The 18,772-nt window shown below is 45.0% G+C and carries 13 protein-coding genes; all 13 read left to right on the top strand.

All coding sequences use genetic code 11. From position 1 onward, the window contains the following. The first annotated feature begins 74 nt into the window (after positions 1-74). The 13 genes from lepA to dnaJ all read left to right on the top strand — a co-directional run bounded on the left by lepA (position 75) and on the right by dnaJ (position 17,221). Complete coding sequence (gene lepA, locus MHI15_RS07230) at positions 75-1,889, top strand: translation elongation factor 4 (protein WP_036677511.1); 1,815 nt, start codon at positions 75-77, stop codon at positions 1,887-1,889. A gap of 104 nt (positions 1,890-1,993) precedes the next feature. Then, complete coding sequence (locus MHI15_RS07225; RefSeq protein WP_341164281.1) at positions 1,994-3,799, top strand: sensor histidine kinase; 1,806 nt, start codon at positions 1,994-1,996, stop codon at positions 3,797-3,799. Then, positions 3,784-4,551 carry a response regulator transcription factor gene (locus MHI15_RS07220; RefSeq protein WP_076141556.1) on the top strand — a complete coding sequence of 256 codons (768 nt, stop codon included), beginning with the start codon at positions 3,784-3,786 and terminating at the stop codon, positions 4,549-4,551. Before MHI15_RS07225 ends, MHI15_RS07220 begins: the two co-directional genes overlap by 16 nt. Before the next feature lie 95 nt (positions 4,552-4,646). Next, positions 4,647-5,951, top strand: coding sequence for an ABC transporter substrate-binding protein (locus MHI15_RS07215; protein ID WP_076141557.1), 1,305 nt, complete (start codon positions 4,647-4,649; stop codon positions 5,949-5,951). Between the two features lie 109 nt (positions 5,952-6,060). Continuing rightward, positions 6,061-6,927, top strand: a complete 867-nt coding sequence (locus MHI15_RS07210; protein WP_076129698.1) for a carbohydrate ABC transporter permease — start codon at positions 6,061-6,063, stop codon at positions 6,925-6,927. A 61-nt stretch (positions 6,928-6,988) separates the two neighbouring features. Further along, on the top strand, positions 6,989-7,816 hold the full coding sequence (locus MHI15_RS07205; protein ID WP_341164280.1) for a carbohydrate ABC transporter permease: 828 nt from the start codon (positions 6,989-6,991) through the stop codon (positions 7,814-7,816). A 19-nt stretch (positions 7,817-7,835) separates the two neighbouring features. Then, entirely contained in the window at positions 7,836-10,112 is a 2,277-nt protein-coding gene (locus MHI15_RS07200; RefSeq protein ID WP_312148476.1) for an FAD-dependent oxidoreductase, read from the top strand. A gap of 185 nt (positions 10,113-10,297) precedes the next feature. Continuing rightward, on the top strand, positions 10,298-11,470 hold the full coding sequence (hemW, locus tag MHI15_RS07195; protein WP_076105910.1) for a radical SAM family heme chaperone HemW: 1,173 nt from the start codon (positions 10,298-10,300) through the stop codon (positions 11,468-11,470). Between the two features lie 93 nt (positions 11,471-11,563). Then, positions 11,564-12,055, top strand: a complete 492-nt coding sequence (locus tag MHI15_RS07190) for an N-acetyltransferase (protein ID WP_051490987.1) — start codon at positions 11,564-11,566, stop codon at positions 12,053-12,055. 103 nt (positions 12,056-12,158) lie between these two features. Further along, complete coding sequence (gene hrcA / locus MHI15_RS07185) at positions 12,159-13,190, top strand: heat-inducible transcriptional repressor HrcA (RefSeq protein ID WP_036677493.1); 1,032 nt, start codon at positions 12,159-12,161, stop codon at positions 13,188-13,190. A gap of 48 nt (positions 13,191-13,238) precedes the next feature. Further along, positions 13,239-13,820: a nucleotide exchange factor GrpE gene (gene grpE, locus MHI15_RS07180; RefSeq protein ID WP_036677491.1), complete on the top strand. Its 582-nt coding sequence runs from the start codon at positions 13,239-13,241 to the stop codon at positions 13,818-13,820. A gap of 175 nt (positions 13,821-13,995) precedes the next feature. Continuing rightward, on the top strand, positions 13,996-15,843 hold the full coding sequence (gene dnaK / locus MHI15_RS07175) for a molecular chaperone DnaK (RefSeq protein ID WP_036677488.1): 1,848 nt from the start codon (positions 13,996-13,998) through the stop codon (positions 15,841-15,843). A 253-nt stretch (positions 15,844-16,096) separates the two neighbouring features. After that, a complete protein-coding gene (dnaJ, locus tag MHI15_RS07170) occupies positions 16,097-17,221 on the top strand; it encodes a molecular chaperone DnaJ (RefSeq protein WP_036677487.1) in 1,125 nt (374 codons plus the stop codon). The last annotated feature ends 1,551 nt before the right edge of the window (positions 17,222-18,772 follow it).

Here is an 18,772-nt window from a genome sequence, read left to right as displayed (position 1 = left end):
GCGCGGGATTGATGGAGTAAGCTTGTACTGTTATAATAAGTGGATTAATATCAGGCTGTCTGTGGGGGTAAGGAATGACTGACGTTCAGAAAAGACAACAACAAATTCGCAATTTCTCGATTATTGCACATATAGACCATGGTAAATCGACACTAGCTGACCGCATTTTGGAATACACGGGGGCACTAACCACGCGTGAAATGCAGGAACAGGTACTCGATCAGATGGATCTGGAGCGCGAACGTGGTATCACAATAAAGCTGCAAGCCGTGCGTTTAACCTATCGTGCAGACGATGGTGTAGAGTATTATCTCAACTTGATTGATACACCGGGGCACGTCGATTTCACCTATGAAGTTTCCCGCAGTCTTGCAGCATGTGAAGGCGCACTGCTGGTTGTGGATGCGGCTCAAGGAATTGAAGCACAGACGCTGGCCAATGTGTATTTAGCACTGGATAATAACCTGGAAATCCTACCTGTGCTCAACAAAATTGATTTGCCAAACGCTGACCCTGACCGGGTAAAGCAGGAGATTGAGGATGTTATCGGGCTGGATACCAGTGAAGCGGTTATGGCATCTGCCAAAGCCGGTATCGGAATCAAGGAAATTCTGGAGCAGGTGGTGAAGCAGGTTCCTGCGCCATCCGGTAATTCAGAAGAGCCGCTTAAAGCATTGATCTTTGACTCTCACTACGATCCTTACAAAGGCGTTATTGTCTATGTGCGCGTAATGGACGGGAAGATCCGTGCAGGTTCGAAGATTAAGATGATGGCAACTGAGAAGACCTTCGAGGTCATTGAAGTTGGCGCATTTATGCCGCGTATGACCATTGTCGATGAATTGAACATCGGTGATGTTGGCTTTATCGTAGCTGGGATCAAGCATGTTGGAGATACCCGTGTCGGTGATACTGTCACTGACGCAAAGAATCCTACTGCTGAGCCGCTTCCGGGTTACCGTAAGATCAACCCGATGGTATATTGCGGGTTGTATCCGATTGAGACCTCCGATTATAACGATCTTCGTGAGGCACTGGAGAAGCTCCAGCTAAATGATGCTTCGCTAAGCTTTGAGCCGGAAAGTTCAAGCGCACTTGGATTTGGTTTCCGTTGCGGTTTCCTTGGACTCTTGCATATGGAGATTATTCAAGAGCGGATTGAGCGCGAGTTCAATTTGCCGCTAATCACAACAGCGCCGAGTGTTATTTACCGAATTATGCTGACCAATGGCGAAATGATCCAAATCGACAACCCGTCACATTATCCGGAGATCGGTACGATTGACTACATTGAAGAGCCGTATGTTAAAGCAGCGATCATTGTGCCTAACGACTTCGTGGGTACTGTAATGGAACTGTGCCAGAACAAACGCGGCGAGTTCGTAAATATGGAATATCTAGATACTAATCGTGTAACGATTACGTACGAGATTCCGCTGTCAGAGATCGTTTATGATTTCTTTGATCAGTTGAAATCCGGTACGAAAGGATATGCTTCTTACGACTATGAAATTTGCGGATACCGTCGTTCGAATCTGGTCAAGATGGATATCTTGCTTAACAATGAGCAGGTCGATGCCTTGTCCTTTATCGTTCACCGCGATCGTGCCTACAACCGCGGACGTATCATTTGTGAGAAGCTGCGGGGGATTATCCCGCGTCAAATGTTCGAAGTGCCGATTCAAGCCTCTGTGGGTACGAAGGTGGTTGCGCGTGAAACCGTTAAGGCGATGCGCAAAAACGTACTTGCTAAATGTTACGGCGGCGATATTTCCCGTAAACGGAAGCTGCTGGAGAAGCAAAAAGAAGGTAAGAAACGCATGAAGCAAGTGGGTAGTGTAGAAGTACCACAAGAAGCGTTTATGGCAGTACTGAAGATCGATGAGTAGAAAATAGGTAGAGCCGGGAGAATATCCCGGCTCTATTTTTTTAAGCAGGAGCAGATTACAATAGGGGAAGGATTGTAAGCACATACAAAGTGAGGGGAGTCCTCGTGAAGCGATTATATTTGAAACTTACGCCAAGTACCTTTAAGAATCGGATTTTGTTAGCCTTCTTGCTGTTGGTACTAACACCCATTGCCATACTCGTTCTATATAACTTTAAAGAGACAGAACGAATGCTGCAGGATAATGCGGAAACGAAGAACATAGAGCAGCTTATTGGTATTAAGAATGGTTTTGTTGATCTCATGAGTCTCGTGATGAAAACAGGGTCATTACTCGAACAAGATACGACGATTTTATCGATAATGAAGAATCCCGAGCAATCTGATGAAATCACGAGAAAAAAACTCGTTGAAAACAAGTTTGGAGCGATTGAAAATACATTCTTTATGAGTGGAGCGACGGTGTACTATACATTAATCGACCTTCATGGAAACGCATACACTTCCTTTATGCCAAAGGAAACCTTGAGCTACGACGAAATCCAATCGGAGGATTGGGTTCAAGCCTTGAAGCGAGAAGGAACGAATCGATATATATGGAATCCGAATGACAAGAATAATGTGGTCCGGGAAAGTACAACAAGTAAGAAAATGCTTAGTCTCTATGAGGTTATGCGTGATAATGGTTTGAATATTTATGCCTATGCAAGATTAAGTATCGATTATGAGGAGTGGTTTACCAGATCAACGTTAGGGAGTAAACAGGAAGGGGCTTTATTTCTACTCGATGCCTTGGGGGGTGTGATGCTTAATCCGCTTAAGGATGAGACTTTTTCCCCTGATATTGCGCAGAGTATTGTGAAGAGCGCCAACCAGCGGCAGACGGGGCGTGCTGCATCCATTGTCGACCTGAAGGAGGAAAGTTTATACACATACAGCTACATCGAGGAGTTAAATGGCTATGTTGTTAAAAAGGTGCAGCTAGCACAGCTATTTCTTGAGGTAGACAAGCAGAAACGACGGTTTTTTGGTGGATTTGGAATCATTCTGCTGCTATTTGTTCTATTAACTTATTTCATATCATCGACGATTACAGTACCGCTTAAGAAGCTACAGAAGAAGATGGAAATGACCGCTAAGACGAATCTCAAAATGAAATTACCCGAACAGGGACGGGGAGAGATTCTTGCCCTGACTCAGAGTTTCAATATCATGATCCATGATTTAAATGAGCTGTTGCAGCGACTTCAGCTTGAAGAAAAACAGAAGCAATTCGTTCGATTTCAGGTATTACTTTCGCAGATGAACCCGCATTTTCTACTAAATACATTGAATACGATAAAGAGCATTGCCTTAGATAAAGATGATGATGAAATTTATGGAATTTGTGTTGCACTAGGAAAAATATTGGAGACAACCTTAAATACTGAAGTCGATTTGATCCTGTTAAAGGATGAAATCGTACTAATAGAATCTTACATGGAGATACAGCGGCAACGTTTTGGACATGGGATTGAAATTCAATATGATATCAACGAGGAACTGCAATACGCATTAATCCCTAAATTTTGTCTGCAGCCCTTAATTGAAAATAGCTTGATTCACGGCTTCGGTCAGTCTGTAAAACAAGGGAGAATTGATATCTCCGCTAAAGTGACTGGACAGCAACTATATCTGCAGGTTAAAGATAACGGCATGGGGATAGATAGAGCACAGCTGAATAAGACTGCACGGAAACGACAAGGAATCGGTGTTCAGAATATTAGGGAGAGCTTAGAGCTGTTGTTCAAGAATCAACGGACAGGCATGGACATTGTATCATCAGACACAGGAACTGAAGTGATTATCCATTTTCCACTTCTTATTTCAAAACCTTACGATGGAGGTAAGCTCACATGTGGAGAACGTTAATTGTGGATGATGAACAACCTGCGGTTAAAAGTATACGGAAGCTATTCTTAAAGGCTGGAATCCCGTTTGAAATTATAGGTGAGGCGGAGAATGGAGAAGTAGGCTTGCAAATGATTCGTGAGCTGCAGCCTGATGTGGTAGTGACGGATATTAATATGCCGGTGATGGATGGGGTGAAGCTTCTTCAAATTGCGCGAGAGGAAGGCTTCGACTGCCGGTTTGTAATGTTGACCGCATTGAGTGAATTTGAATACGCCCGGCAGGCGCTCGTATTTGGGGCTTCGGACTACATTTTGAAGTTATCTTTAGATCTCCAAGGTTTGAAGCAGACTATGGGTAAGGTCCAGGCCGAGCTGGAGCGAATGGTGAAGATGAAGAAGGCCGATAAATGGTTTCCTGAGAAGCAACAAACGGGACCGACAGATCATGTGGAGATGAACAAAATTATAGCTTATATTGAAGAACATTATGCTGAGGACATCTCGCTCAAATCCATGTCAGAGTTGATCCGGATGGATGCCAGCTATATAAGTGACTTATTCAAGAAAAAGACAGGGAAAACGTTGACCAATTATATTCAAGAGCGTCGGATTCAGGCTGGGAAAATGCTGCTTGCAGAAACGAAGCTAACAATTAGCGAGATTGGGCAGCAAGTAGGCTTTGAGAACGATAATTATTTTATAAAAATCTTCAAAAAGTGGTGTGGTGTCACGCCAAATGAATTCCGTAAAGAACCAAAAAACGTTCTATAAGTTCCCAAATGTAGTTCATCCCCCAGAATCCGCTCTGATGATAAAGTTATAGATGTAGAGCACAACACATAATCCTTCCAAGGGGGAAGCTATCTATGAAGAAAAAGTGGTATCCTGCAGTGCTTTCTGTCTTATTAGCAGGTACGATGCTGGCTGGTTGTGGGAGTGGTGGAAGTAATGAATCGCAGGGCAGTGCAAATGGAGAACCAGCAAAGGAGAAAATAAAGCTTACGATGTGGGGGGCAGTTCCTGCAGAAGCCGGGCCTCAAGCTGTAGTTGATAACTGGAATAAAGATCATCCAGATATTCAAGTCGAGTATATCCGTAATGTAAATGACGATGCAGGCAACTTAAAGCTGGACACTGCTTTGATGACCAATCAAAACATAGACCTTTTCATGAACTACGATCTTGCTCATTTACAGAAACGTATGGATGCAGGCGTTGCCTTGGATCTAAGCACGAAAACAGATTATGATATCGACAGCCAGATCGGCGAGGACGCAGCGATGTGGAAAATCAATGATAAATACTATGGGATTCCTACAAAGAAAAACATGGCGTTTGTATGGTTGAACAAAGATATGCTGGATGCAGCAGGATTACCGATTCCTGCGGTGGACTGGACTTGGTCAGATCTTGAGGAGTATGCGAAGAAGCTAACGAAACCTGGTGTGTACGGATTATTGCAGGCAGATTCCTCCTTCGCAACAACGATGGACGGTACGCTTGCTGGAATGGGTGTGAAACAGGCGGATGGTACTTCAAACTTTGGAAATGATCTCTGGAAACAGCAACTGGAAATATTGCATAACATGATGTTCGTGGACAAATCCACACCGGAATATGGGGAGCAGCTGACCAGTAAAATGCCGGTTGACACCATGTTCCTGCAAGGCAAAGCGGCAATGCTGGCAGCAGGTGAGTTTATTTTCCGCAATGCGAACAACTTGAAGGACTATCCGCATGATTTCAAAACCGCGTTCGCCGCTATTCCAAAAGTGAATAAAGATCAAAAGGATTATAAATATTCGGGCGGTGTGGGCGACATGCTTGCTCTTAATGCAAAGTCCAAGAACCTGGATGCGGCTTGGGAGTTCGCAAAATGGTATGCGGATGGCGGTATGCTGCCAATGGCAAGCGGGGGGCGTATTCCAGCCTCTAAGAGTGTGGACAGTAAGGAAGCGATGAGCCTTCTCTTGAATGGTGTAGAAGACAAATATGATACAGATTCAATGAATAATATTGTATTCGGCAAATTCCCATCCTTCCAGCTAAATGTACCTCAACAAGCCATTGATGCACGTAAAGAAGAGTATGAAAAATACTTCTTAAATAAGCAAGATATTGATACCACGATGAAAAATATGCAAACCCGTTCGCAAGAGTTAATGAAATAAAGAAATAGCTGGCACAAAAGAGAAGGAGGAAGAATTCTTCGTTCTTCTCTTTCGTGTACCCATTTTTCAGCATACGAAAGGCGGCGATACCGTGGAGCGGAGAAGCTGGATGGACAGACAAGGCTGGATCGGCATGACTTTTATTCTCCCGAATATGATTGGTATTCTCTTATTCTTTGTGATTCCTGCAATCTTTTCCTTTGTCCTGATGTTTACGAATTATCAATTTTCAAATCCGAATTGGCAATTTACCGGGCTGGATAATCTCAAACGGTTGTTCCATGACGATAATTTCTATGCCTCGATCAAATATACGGTGATATTCCTGATATCGGTTCCAGTATCGATGGTGCTCGCTTTTATTGTGGCGCTATTTCTAAACCGCAGTGTGTATCTTAAAGGATTATTGCGTGGAATGTTTTTCCTGCCGTATATCTCTAGTGGAGTAGCCGTTGCATTTGTCTGGATGCTGCTATTTCAGCCTTCACAGGGGCCCATCAATGAACTGCTTCGCTGGATTGGCATAACATCGCCGCCAGGGTGGTTTGCGGATACGGAAACCGCAATGTATGCCATTGATATCGTACAGATCTGGCTGATGCTTGGCTACAATATGATCATATATTTAGCAGCACTACAGGAAATTTCGACAGAACAGCTGGAAGCTGCCCGGATCGATGGTGCAAGCACATTCAAAACAACATGGAAAATTGTATGGCCTCTTGTTAGTCCAACAACTTTTTTATTAATGATTACCGGATTAATTATGACGATGAAATCGTTCTCGATTATTCAAGCCATTACGGCTGGAGGACCTAGCGGAAGTACGACGGTCTTATCACTATTCGTTTATAAAACAGCATTCAGTTATTACGATATGGGATATGCTTCAGTCATTTCATGGTTCTTGTTCGCCGTCATTCTCGTCATTACAGTCATTCAGTGGATCGGCCAAAAGCGCTGGGTTCATTACTAAATAACCCTACAAAGTGGTGCTTTGCGGGACCCCGAAACCATAAATTAAAGGAGCAGGCGGTATGAATGAAAAAGCAGGAAACATGAAGGTGAAGCTGCCAGTAACGATCATCATGTTTGTTCTAGGACTATTTATGATTGTGCCTTTTCTATGGATGCTCAGCACATCTTTTCAGACACCTGCCGAGGTGTTTAACGAATGGCTGCCTTCATCTCTCAACTGGAGCAATCATATTCGGGTGTGGACAGGAAGTTATGATTTTGTTCCGTATTATTTAAATTCACTTAAGATATCGATTATTGGAACTGCGGGAGCTGTGTTTCTATCTGCCCTTGCCGCTTACGGATTTTCACGTACTTCGTTTAAAGGGCGGGATGGCCTATTTGTCATATATCTATCCATGATGATGGTTCCACCGCAGGTGCTTTTTGTTCCTAAGTTTATCATGTTTAACTTGGTTGGGATTTACAATACGCATTTGGCCCTAATCCTTCCAGCCATGTTCTCGATCTTCGGTGTATTTATGCTTCGGCAGTTCTTTATGGGCATTCCTAAGGAAATTACGGAATCTGCTTTTCTGGATGGAGCCGGTCATTACAAAATATTTTTCCGCTTAATTCTGCCATTAGCGAAGCCGGCAATCGCTACGTTTGCTATTCTTGATTTCTCCTGGCAATGGAATGATTATGAGAATGCGCTTGTATTTTTGCAGAGCCCTAAGCTATATACCATTCCGCTTGGATTGCAGAATTTTATTCTTGAGAACAATGTGGATTACAACGGGATGATGGCCGCTTCGTCGGCTGCGATCATTCCAATGATTGTTATCTTCTTCATAGGTCAGAAATATATTATTCAAGGAATTTCTAGCTCGGCTGTGAAAGGCTAACTATAGGAGGGATACTGACATGAGAACAGAAACGGTTAAATCCGATGTGACAGTGGTCGGGGGTGGACTTGCAGGGATGAACGCGGCGATTGCTGCAGCCCGTCTTGGGTTAAAGGTAGCACTGGTACAGAATCGTCCTGTACTTGGTGGTAACTCGAGTTCAGAGGTTCGGGTATGGGTATGTGGTGCAACAGGACATGGTGTAAATCGCTATGCACGTGAGACAGGCATTATGGGTGAGCTGTTCATCGAGAATCAATACCGGAACCCGGAAGGGAATCCATATCTATGGGATCTAACCTTGCTCGAAGCGGTGAAGGCAGAATCGAATATCAGCTTGTTCCTAAATACCGATGTACGTGAAGTGGAAGCGGAAGGTGAGGCAGAGGATCGGACGATTCGCAGTGTGATTGGTTGGATGATGGGATCTGAGCGGTTGATTACGTTCAAGAGTGAGGCGTTCATCGATTGCACGGGTGATGGTTTGGTTGGCTTCCTAGCAGGAGCGGATTTCCGATTAGGACGTGAAGCCCGCCATGAATTTAATGAGGAATGGGCACCTGAAGTGCCTGATAATATTACATTAGGCAGTACATTATTATTCTATACACAGGATACTGGAAAACCGGTACGTTATGTTGCACCCTCATTCGCGAAGGATATTACAACAACGTCTATCCCGATCCGCCGGGTCATTCGGAGTGGGGATTCAGGCTGTCACTACTGGTGGATTGAGTGGGGCGGCGAGCTTGATACGGTGGATGAGAATGAACGTATACGTGATGAACTATCCTCTGTTATTTATGGGATTTGGGATTATATCAAAAACTCAGGCCATTTTGATGCCGAGAATATGACGCTTGAGTGGGTTGGCTCGATTCCGGGTAAACGTGAATACAGACGATTTATTGGCGATACGATTCTAACGCAAAATGATATTCTCGCGCAGCGTGAATTTGCAGACCGTATTGGATTTGGTGGCTGGTCGATTGATCTACATCCCCCACAGGGGATGTACGCACAAGAGAGTGGCTCCAAGCATCTGCATGCGGACGGGATCTACCATATTCCATTTGGTTCGCTATATTCGAAGAATGTGCGGAATCTATTCTTCGCGGGTCGTAATATCAGTGCATCTCATGTGGCTTTTGGAACAACACGCGTTATGGCAACCTGTGCGATCATGGGTGAAGCAGCTGGAGCAGGTGCAGCTTTATCCGTCATCAAAGGTGTGACCCCACGTGAAATTCGCCAGCAGCATATGCATGAATTGCAACAGGTGATGTTAAAGCAAGATGCTTCGATTATTGGATTACGTAACGAAGATCCACTGGACCTCGCCAGAAAAAGCGAGATTCATGCATCCAGCACGTTGAATGGTATCCTGCTGGATCGTCCAGCCGAAGCTTATGAGCTTTCTCATGATGTAGGGATTTTGTTTCCGGTTGAAGGAAGTATCCGTGGGTTAAGGCTGCTTGTGTCAGCAAGTATTCAGACGCAGCTGACCGTGGAGATATGGACGACTGGACGCGCGGAAAATTACGTGCCGGCGGAGTGCAAACAGGTTGATGTTATAACAGTACAGGCTGGAGAGCAGCAATGGATTGAAGTACCGATACAAGAGGAGAAATGTAGTCTTATCGGTGAATGTAATATCTTCGCTATTATTCGAGCTAATGAACACCTTCAATTGCATATTTCAGAAACCCCAATCACTGGTGTCATTACATTTGAGCGAGGTGCTAAATCCGTTGTTGATTCAGCGCTGGAGGATCATCAGCCAGATCAGCCGGTGATAGAGTGGAGCATGAAACAACTTGTACGCAGGCATTTCTGCTTTGCAGTAGAAACATCGGCATATGCTGCATCTAAAGTCATTGATGGGTATGTTCGACCTTTCGCTGGACCACATAGCTGGGTTTCTGAGCCGATGACCGCGGGTAGATCGGAGTGGGTAGAGGCGCGTCTCCCGGATGCTGCTCCAGTCTCCGAAATCCATTTCACCTTTAATGATGATGTCAATGAAGATCTCATCAACTTACATCATCATGAAACGCCATTTCTAGTGATTCCTGAACTGGTAAAGAACTATGATGTAGAGCTGCTCATTGATGGCGCGTGGCAAGTCATGCTCCGTGTCAAAGATAACCATCGCCGGAAAAATGTTCATCGATTAGAGAAGCCTGTCCTTACAGATGCTGTCCGGATCGTTATTCATGAAACTAACGGTGGAGTACATGCCGAACTTGTGGAAATGCGGATTTATCAAGAAGTAACGGCTTTGCCGTCCTTATAGGGACGGTATCCGTTTCTGCGGGAAATACAAAATATATAGGATAACGTAAAACTTATACTTTCTTATATTATAAAATAGAGTTCATTTATAAATGAACGCCCTCGGAGGGAAGCCGTCAGGCTTCCCTTTTCTTGTTTTTTAGATTACACTATTCAAACGATATTTTTATATAAAGGAGACAGCTAATGACAACGAAGACTAATGGCCGTCCCCCTGAGGCTGTATACATTCATATCCCTTTTTGTACCAATAAGTGCTTTTATTGTGATTTCAATTCCTATGTACTCAAGGATCAGCCAGTTATGGATTATCTCGAAGCTTTGGATCGAGAGATGGAGCAGACCGTCAAGAACACCCCTCCGGGTGTTATCAAAACGATCTTCGTCGGCGGAGGCACACCCACTGTTTTAAAACCTGATGAAATGGCTTATTTCTTAAAGTCTGTTCGCACGCATTTCCCCAACTGGGATAAAGATATTGAGTTTTCTATGGAAGCTAACCCTGGAACAACGGATCTGGACAAGCTGACGGTTATGAAAGAAGGCGGCGTGAACCGGGTGAGCTTTGGTGTTCAAGCATTTCAGAACGAGCTGCTCACAGGCATCGGCCGGATTCATAATGTAGATGATGTATACCGGAGCCTAGAGAATGCACGTGCAGTTGGACTAAATAATCTTTCGGTTGACCTGATGTTTGGGCTGCCTAATCAAACTGTTGAGATGTTGGGCGAAAGTATCCGCAAGGCGTTGGAGCTGGATCTACCCCACTATTCTATTTACAGCTTGAAGGTGGAGGAGAATACTCTTTTTCACACGCTGTTTAATAAGAACAAGCTTCCTCTTCCTAATGAAGAAGATGAATTGCAAATGTACCTCCTGTTGATGTCCTCTATGAAGGAAGCGGGTTACAATCAATACGAGATCAGTAACTTCGCGAAACCAGGAATGGAGAGCCGCCATAATATCACCTACTGGCGCAATGAAGATTATTATGGTCTAGGAGCAGGAGCGCATGGATATGTGGGACGTCAGCGGCATATTAATGTTAAGGGCGTAAATCCATATGTAGAAGCCACACGTAAAGGGCTGCCACGACTGGATGCATACCCAATCTCAGAAGCAGAAGCGATGGAAGACTTTATGATGGTCGGCTTGCGTATGCATGAGGGCGTCTCTAATGAAGCTTTTCAGGCGCAATTCGGGCGTTCAATAGAGGAAGTATTCGAGAAATCCTTGCATAAAATGCTGCATGCAGGGCTGTTGGAACAAGAAGCAGGGGTTTACCGACTCAGCAAGCAAGGAATCTTGTTTGGGAACGATGTTTTTGCTGAATTTGTAGGCGCCCTGACAGAAGTTTAATTTTAAAATACCCCTTGAATTGTAATTCACTCTGTTGTATATTTATTCATATTATCAACAGAGGGGTGAACCAAAGTGCTTGCCAAGACGGAAATGATTCGCCATTCGTCTCCAGCGGGAGACGCACAGGTGATTTGTAGAAATGCTGTGGTAGAAGACGTTGAGCCATTGTATCTAATGATAGAAGAGTATGCCCAGCGCGGCATCATGTTGCCCCGTTCCCGGCAGGCGCTGACACGCCAGATCGATCAATTCGTAGTTGCCGAAATCGAAGGCAGATTCGTAGGCTGTGGTTCACTTTTCAAGCTCGGGAATGATCTCGTAGAGATTCGTTCAATTGGATTGAATGATGAAGGCAAGGGTAAAGGCGTAGGCTCCATGATATTGGCGAAGCTGGTCGAGGAAGCTAGGAACCAGAAAATCCCAAAGGTAATGGCACTAACCTATGCTGTTGATTTTTTTCTTAGAAATGGATTTGAAGTCGTCCAGAAAGAGATTTTCCCTGAAAAAGTATGGACAGATTGCGTGAATTGTAAAAAGCAGCATGCCTGCGATGAAATAGCAGTGCTTAAGATACTGAACTGACTTGACAATGTCAATGTCAGTTTGGTATTTTTGTATTAGTGGTTAGCACTCATCTGAGTCGAGTGCTAACGAATCGGAGCCACAGCCGATAGGAGGGAATAACATGTTAACTGATCGCCAGAGAATGATACTAAATGCAATTGTGGATGATTATATTTCATCGGCAGAGCCAGTAGGATCTCGCAGCATTTCTAAACGGGGAGATGTAGGATACAGTCCGGCTACGATTCGAAATGAAATGGCTGACCTAGAGGATTTAGGTTATCTCGAGCAGCCTCATACATCGGCGGGAAGAATTCCTTCCCATAAAGGATACCGATATTATGTGGATCATTTGGTACCGTGGAATTCCGCCGAAACGGCAGAAATGGGCACGATCCGCGCTTTTTTTGCCGAGAAGCTAAATGCAATGGAGCAGGTAATCCAACATGCGGCGATGATTCTTTCCAATATGACGAATTATACTTCCATCCTGCTGGGACCGGAGGTTTTTCATACTTCATTGCGTCATTTTCAGTTGTTACCATTAGATGATACAACCGCTGTGGCCATTATCGTCACAAGTACGGGGCAAGTTGAGAATCGTACGGTGAACATTCCGCCGGAGATTTCTGTTTCCGAGATGGAGAAAGTGGTTAACCTACTGAATAGTAAACTGGTCAATGTACCACTCTATAAGCTGAAGACTCGGCTCTATTCCGAGCTTGGCGAAGAAATGCAGCGTCACATCTCACATTATGAAGAATTAATGCAGGTGCTGGACACCGCGCTGGAAAGCGATCAAGAGCAGCGCATCTATCTCAGCGGAGCAACGAATATGCTGACACAGCCTGAGTTCAAAGACGTAGACAAGGTGAAGAGTATTCTTGATCTGCTGGAAGAGACACCGACACTGCTCAAAATGCTGGCCCCTACAGTGGGTGGCACAGGTATTCAAGTACGAATAGGAACAGAAAACAATCACGAAGCGTTCGCTAACTGTAGTCTGATCACCGCCACTTATTCACTTGATGGGCAGGCACTAGGAAGCATTGGGATCCTTGGGCCGACCCGTATGGAATATGCAAGAGTGATGGGGATCTTGGGCATTTTATCCCGAGATTTGACAGCGATGCTGGCGCACTGGTATAAGTGAACAGAGTCAACATGATTTCGTGAATGATTTTAAGGAGGTGAAGACAACTTGAAAAAGGAACAAGTTCAAGATTCTAATGAATTCAAAGAGGAATTGATCAATGAGGAGCCTGTGGCTGAAGTAGTCTCAGATGCCGACTCATTTACAGCTGAAAACGTTAGTGAAGGTGCTTCAGATACAGGTGCTGAGGTGAAACGCCTACAGGATCTTGCTGATGAATATCAAGGTCGTGCACTGCGTGCACAAGCTGATTTTGATAACTTCCGTCGTCGTACCCAGAAGGAAAAAGAAGAGTTGGCTCAATATGCTACCTCCAAGCTCCTGACGGAATTGCTTTCCGTGCTGGACAATTTCGAGCGTGCGTTAGTCACTACTCCAGCTAATCCTGAATCCGAAGCTTTCGCGAAGGGCGTTAATATGATTTTCCGTCAGCTGGATGGGGTATTGAAGGCTGAGGGGCTTACAGCTATGGAAACAGTAGGACAGCCTTTTAATCCTGAATACCATCAGGCTATTATGCAGGTTGAGAGCGAGGAGTACGAAGAGGGTATCGTTACAGAAGAGGTTCAAAAGGGATATCTTCTGAAAGATAGAGTTCTTCGTCCGGCCATGGTCAAAGTCAGCATGTAGTCTGTCTATATAGGACGGGCAGTTTCTGCTCGCCATAAAGCAGCAGTGCTTTTGCCTACTATTTATCCGATTGCAGGCTGTTGCCCGGATAGTTTATTATCAATCGAATTTTTTTGATATTTTTATAAATTTATTGAGCTTAGGCTCCATATAACTTTAGAGGAGGCAAATTATTGTGAGTAAAGTTATCGGTATTGACTTAGGAACCACGAACTCTTGCGTTGCCGTTATGGAAGGCGGCGAAGCCGTAGTAATTCCAAACCCAGAAGGCGCGCGTACAACCCCTTCGGTTGTAGGCTTTAAGAAAGACGGCGAGCGTATCGTCGGCGAAACGGCTAAACGCCAAGCGATTACTAACCCTGATCGTACGATCAGCTCTGTTAAACGTCACATGGGTACTAACCATAAAGAAAGCATTGATGGTAAAGACTACTCCCCACAAGAAATTTCGGCAATGATTCTGCAAAAGCTGAAATCCGATGCAGAGGCTTATCTTGGCCAAACTGTTACTCAAGCAGTTATTACTGTTCCTGCTTATTTTAATGACAGCCAACGTCAAGCTACCAAAGATGCAGGTAAAATTGCAGGTTTGGAAGTTCTGCGTATTGTGAACGAGCCAACAGCAGCAGCTTTGGCATATGGTCTGGAGAAATCCGAAGATCAAACCATTCTAGTCTATGACCTTGGTGGCGGTACTTTTGACGTATCCATCCTTGAACTTGGTGATGGCTTCTTCGAAGTAAAAGCTACAAGCGGCGACAACAAGCTGGGTGGCGACGACTTTGACCAAGTGGTTATGGATTACCTGGTATCCGAATTCAAAAAAGAGCAAGGCATTGATCTGAGCAAAGATAAATCTGCTGTACAACGTTTGAAAGATGCAGCTGAAAAAGCGAAAAAAGAATTGTCAGGCGTACTGACAACAACTGTATCGCTTCCGTTCATCACTGTGGTTGACGGCGTACCTCAGCACTTAGAGATCAACTTGACTCGTGCGAAATTTGATGAACTGACTGCTGGTCTGGTAGAACGTACTTTGGGACCAACTCGTCAAGCATTGTCTGATGCTGGCATGACCCCTGCAGACCTTACTAGAATCGTTCTGGTTGGTGGTTCTACACGTATCCCAGCTGTACAAGATGCTATCAAAAAGCTTACTGGCAAAGAACCACACAAAGGTGTGAATCCGGATGAAGTAGTAGCTCTTGGTGCTGCTGTTCAAGCGGGTGTATTGACTGGTGATGTTAAAGACGTTGTATTGCTTGACGTAACTCCGCTTTCCCTGGGTATTGAAACTGCAGGTGGCGTGTTCACGAAGATGATCGAGCGTAATACTACGATTCCTACAAGCAAATCCCAAGTATTCTCAACCTTTGCTGACAACCAACCTAGCGTAGAGATTCACGTGCTGCAAGGTGAGCGTCAAATGGCAAATGGCAACAAGACACTGGGACGCTTCATGCTGAACGAGATTCCACCAGCACCACGTGGCGTGCCACAAATCGAAGTTTCTTTCGATATTGATGCCAACGGTATCGTAAATGTATCTGCAACAGATAAAGGCACGAACAAGAGCCAAAAAATCACTATCACTTCTTCCAGCGGCCTGAGCGACGCAGAAGTAGAACAAATGATGAAGGATGCCGAGCTTCACGCTGAGGAAGACCGTAAGCGTAAAGAACTGGTGGAAGCGAAGAACGGTGCTGACCAACTCGTGTATTCTACTGAAAAAGTAATTAAAGACCTTGGCGATAAAGCTGATGCTTCTGATGTTGAAAAAGCAAATGAAGCTAAAGATAAAGTTAAAGCAGCACTTGAAACTGACAATCTTGAAGAAATCAATGCAGCTACAGAAGCATTGACTGAGATTGTACAACAGTTGTCCATGAAGCTGTACGAACAAGCTGCTCAAGCTGAGCAAGGTGCTGAAGGTGGCGCTGGAGCCGCTGAAGGCGCTCCTAAAAAAGATAATGTAGTTGACGCTGACTATGAGGTTGTTGACGAAGATAAGAATCAAGGGTAACCTTATACGATAAGTGTAATAGGAAACTGATAAATTCTTATATAGTTTAGAAGGGAAGGTCAAAACCGGGTCATCCCGTGTTTTGACTTTCCTTTTGTAATATCAGATTGCACACTCTTTGCGAATGCGCCTTCTGATATTGTAAGAATAAACATCGCTGAATCTGGATGGTCAGATCCTGAGGTTTTATCGTATAATGGTTTGTTTGACAGGTAATAAGGAATTTGAGTATGTATGCACGGAGGTGAAAGCAGTGGCAGATAAACGCGATTATTATGAAGTGCTTGGCCTTAGTAGAGATGCTTCAGACGATGAGGTGAAAAAAGCGTACCGGAAATTGGCGCGCCAATATCACCCAGACGTGAATAAAGCAGATGACGCTGAAGCTAAGTTTAAGGAAGTAAAAGAAGCTTATGATGTTCTTAGTGATGGACAACAGCGAGCTAGATATGACCAATATGGCCATATTGACCCTAACCAAGGTATGGGCGGCTTCGGAGGCGGCGGTGGTGGCGACTTCGGAGGGCTTGGCGATATCTTTGATATGTTCTTTGGAGGCGGCGGACGCCGTGATCCTAACGCACCGCAGCGCGGTGGGGATTTGCAGTATACCATGACCATTGAATTCAAGGAAGCGGTATTCGGCAAAGAAACCGATATTACTATTCCACGTACAGAAACTTGCGATACCTGCTACGGCTCCGGGGCTAAACCGGGCACTAAACCAGAGACTTGTTCCGTATGTCATGGTAGTGGACAACAGGAATTCGTACAGAATACACCGCTTGGACAGATGCGTAATCGTCGTCCTTGTTCACATTGCAGTGGTACAGGTAAGATTATTAAGGAAAAATGTACGACTTGCGCCGGACAGGGTAAGGTTAAAAAGCAACGCAAGATCCATGTGCGTATCCCGGCCGGTGTTGATGACGGTGCACAGCTGCGCATGACTGGCGAAGGCGAAGGCGGCTTACGCGGCGGTCCTGCTGGAGACTTGTATATTGTTATCCGTGTTAAATCGCATGATTTCTTCGTGCGTGAGAACGATGATATTATGTGCGAGGTTCCGCTTACGTTTGCACAGGCAGCACTTGGTGATGAGATTGAAATTCCAACCTTAACCGAAAAAGTGAAGCTGAAGATTCCTGCCGGAACGCAAACAGGCACTTTCTTCCGCCTCAAAGGTAAAGGTGTTCCACGTCTGCGTGGATCTGGCCAAGGTGATCAGCATGTACGGGTAATTGTTGTGACACCTAGCAAGCTCAATGAAGAGCAAAAAGAATTGCTACGCCAGTTCGCTTCTCTGAACGGAGAAAACACACATGAGCACGAGCAGTCCTTCTTTGATCGTGTGAAACGTGCGTTTCGCGGGGACTGATATCCTAACTCATTCATTCAGTAAATGAATAGAAAAAGACAGCAGAGCAGCGATCTCCCGTTATTGGGGGATCGCTGCTCTGCGTTTTTGTTTAGCATGAGATTAGGGCAGGGCCAGTTAACTAACCTCATGCAAATCTTTGGAGGAGCTGTGATGCTTGAACCTGCGAAATTCTGCGTGTTTGGCTAACTCGGCCAATCCCGTAACCTCGGTAAACCTGGTAACCCCGGTAAATTCGGTAACCCCGGTGACCCCGGTGACCCCGACAAGCCCGGCAACCGCGAACCGCGAACCGCGAACCGCGAACCGCGAACCGCGAACCGCGAACCCTGTAACCTTGAAACCCCCGACTGGTCTCCAGCTTTTTTAAACACACTATATGCTTTGAATTATCTAGGTGGGCTTGCGGACTCAGCTGACGCTATTTGTACATTTTTCTCCTTTTGAGCGAAGTTTCGGACTCCAGTGCAGCTATTGCCTAGAAAAGTGCTCATATTTGGTGTTTTTCGTGCTAATAGCGACTATGGGGTCCGTTGGCATGGCAAATAGCGCATAATCCAGTGTTTAAGTGCAACGGTGTCCGAAAGCGCTGAGAATAATCATCTGCGTGGATAGAACCCAGAAGACGCTGGAGGCTTACGGACCCAGATGACGCTATTTGCACATTTTTCTCCTTTTGAGCCAAGTTTCGGACACCAGTGCAGCTATTGCCTAGAAAAGTGCTTATATTTGGTGTTTTCCGTGCTAATAGCGACTATGGGGTCCGTTGGCATAGCAAATAGCGCATAATCCAGCGTTTAAGTGCAACTGTGTCCGATAGCGCTGAGAATAATCATCCGAGTGGATAGGACCCAGAAGACGCTGGAGGCATACGGACCCAGATGACGCTATTTGTACATTTTTCTCCTTTTGAGCCAAGTTTCGGATTCCAGTGCAGCTATTGCCTAGAAAAGTGCTCATATTTGGTGTTTTACGTGCTAATAGCGACTATGGGGTCCGTTGGCATAGCAAATAGCGCATAATCCAGCGTTTAAGTGCAACTGTGTCCGATAGCGCTGAGAATAATCATCCGAGTGGATAGGACCCAGAAGAGCTGGAGGCATACGGACCCAGATGACGCTATTTGTACATTTTTCTCCTTTTGAGCCAAGTTTCGGACTCCAGTGCAGCTATTGCCTAGAAAAGTGCTCATATTTGGTGTTTTACGTGCTAATAGTGACTATGGGGTCCGTTGGCATGGCAAAAGTCGCATAAATCAGCGTTTAAGTGCAACAGTGTCCGATAGTGCCGAGCATAATCTTCTGCGTGGATAGGACCCGGAAGACGCTGGAGGCATACGGACCCAGTTGACGCTATTTGCAAATTTATCGCTTTTTGAGCGAAGTTTCGGACTCCAGTGCAGCTATTGCCTAGAAAAGTGCTCATGATTGGTGTTTTTCGTGTGGGCAGCTATTGCCCAGAAAAGCCCTCATGATTGGTGACTTTCGTGCTAATATCGATTAAGTTGGTGTCTTTCGTGCTAATTGCGACTATGGGGTCCGTTGGCATGGC

Source organism: Paenibacillus sp. FSL H7-0918 (assembly GCF_038007025.1).
GTDB classification, from domain to species: domain Bacteria; phylum Bacillota; class Bacilli; order Paenibacillales; family Paenibacillaceae; genus Paenibacillus_AQ; species Paenibacillus_AQ odorifer.
Note: the sequence above shows the minus strand (reverse complement) of the source record. Positions and strands in the feature narration are given on the sequence as shown.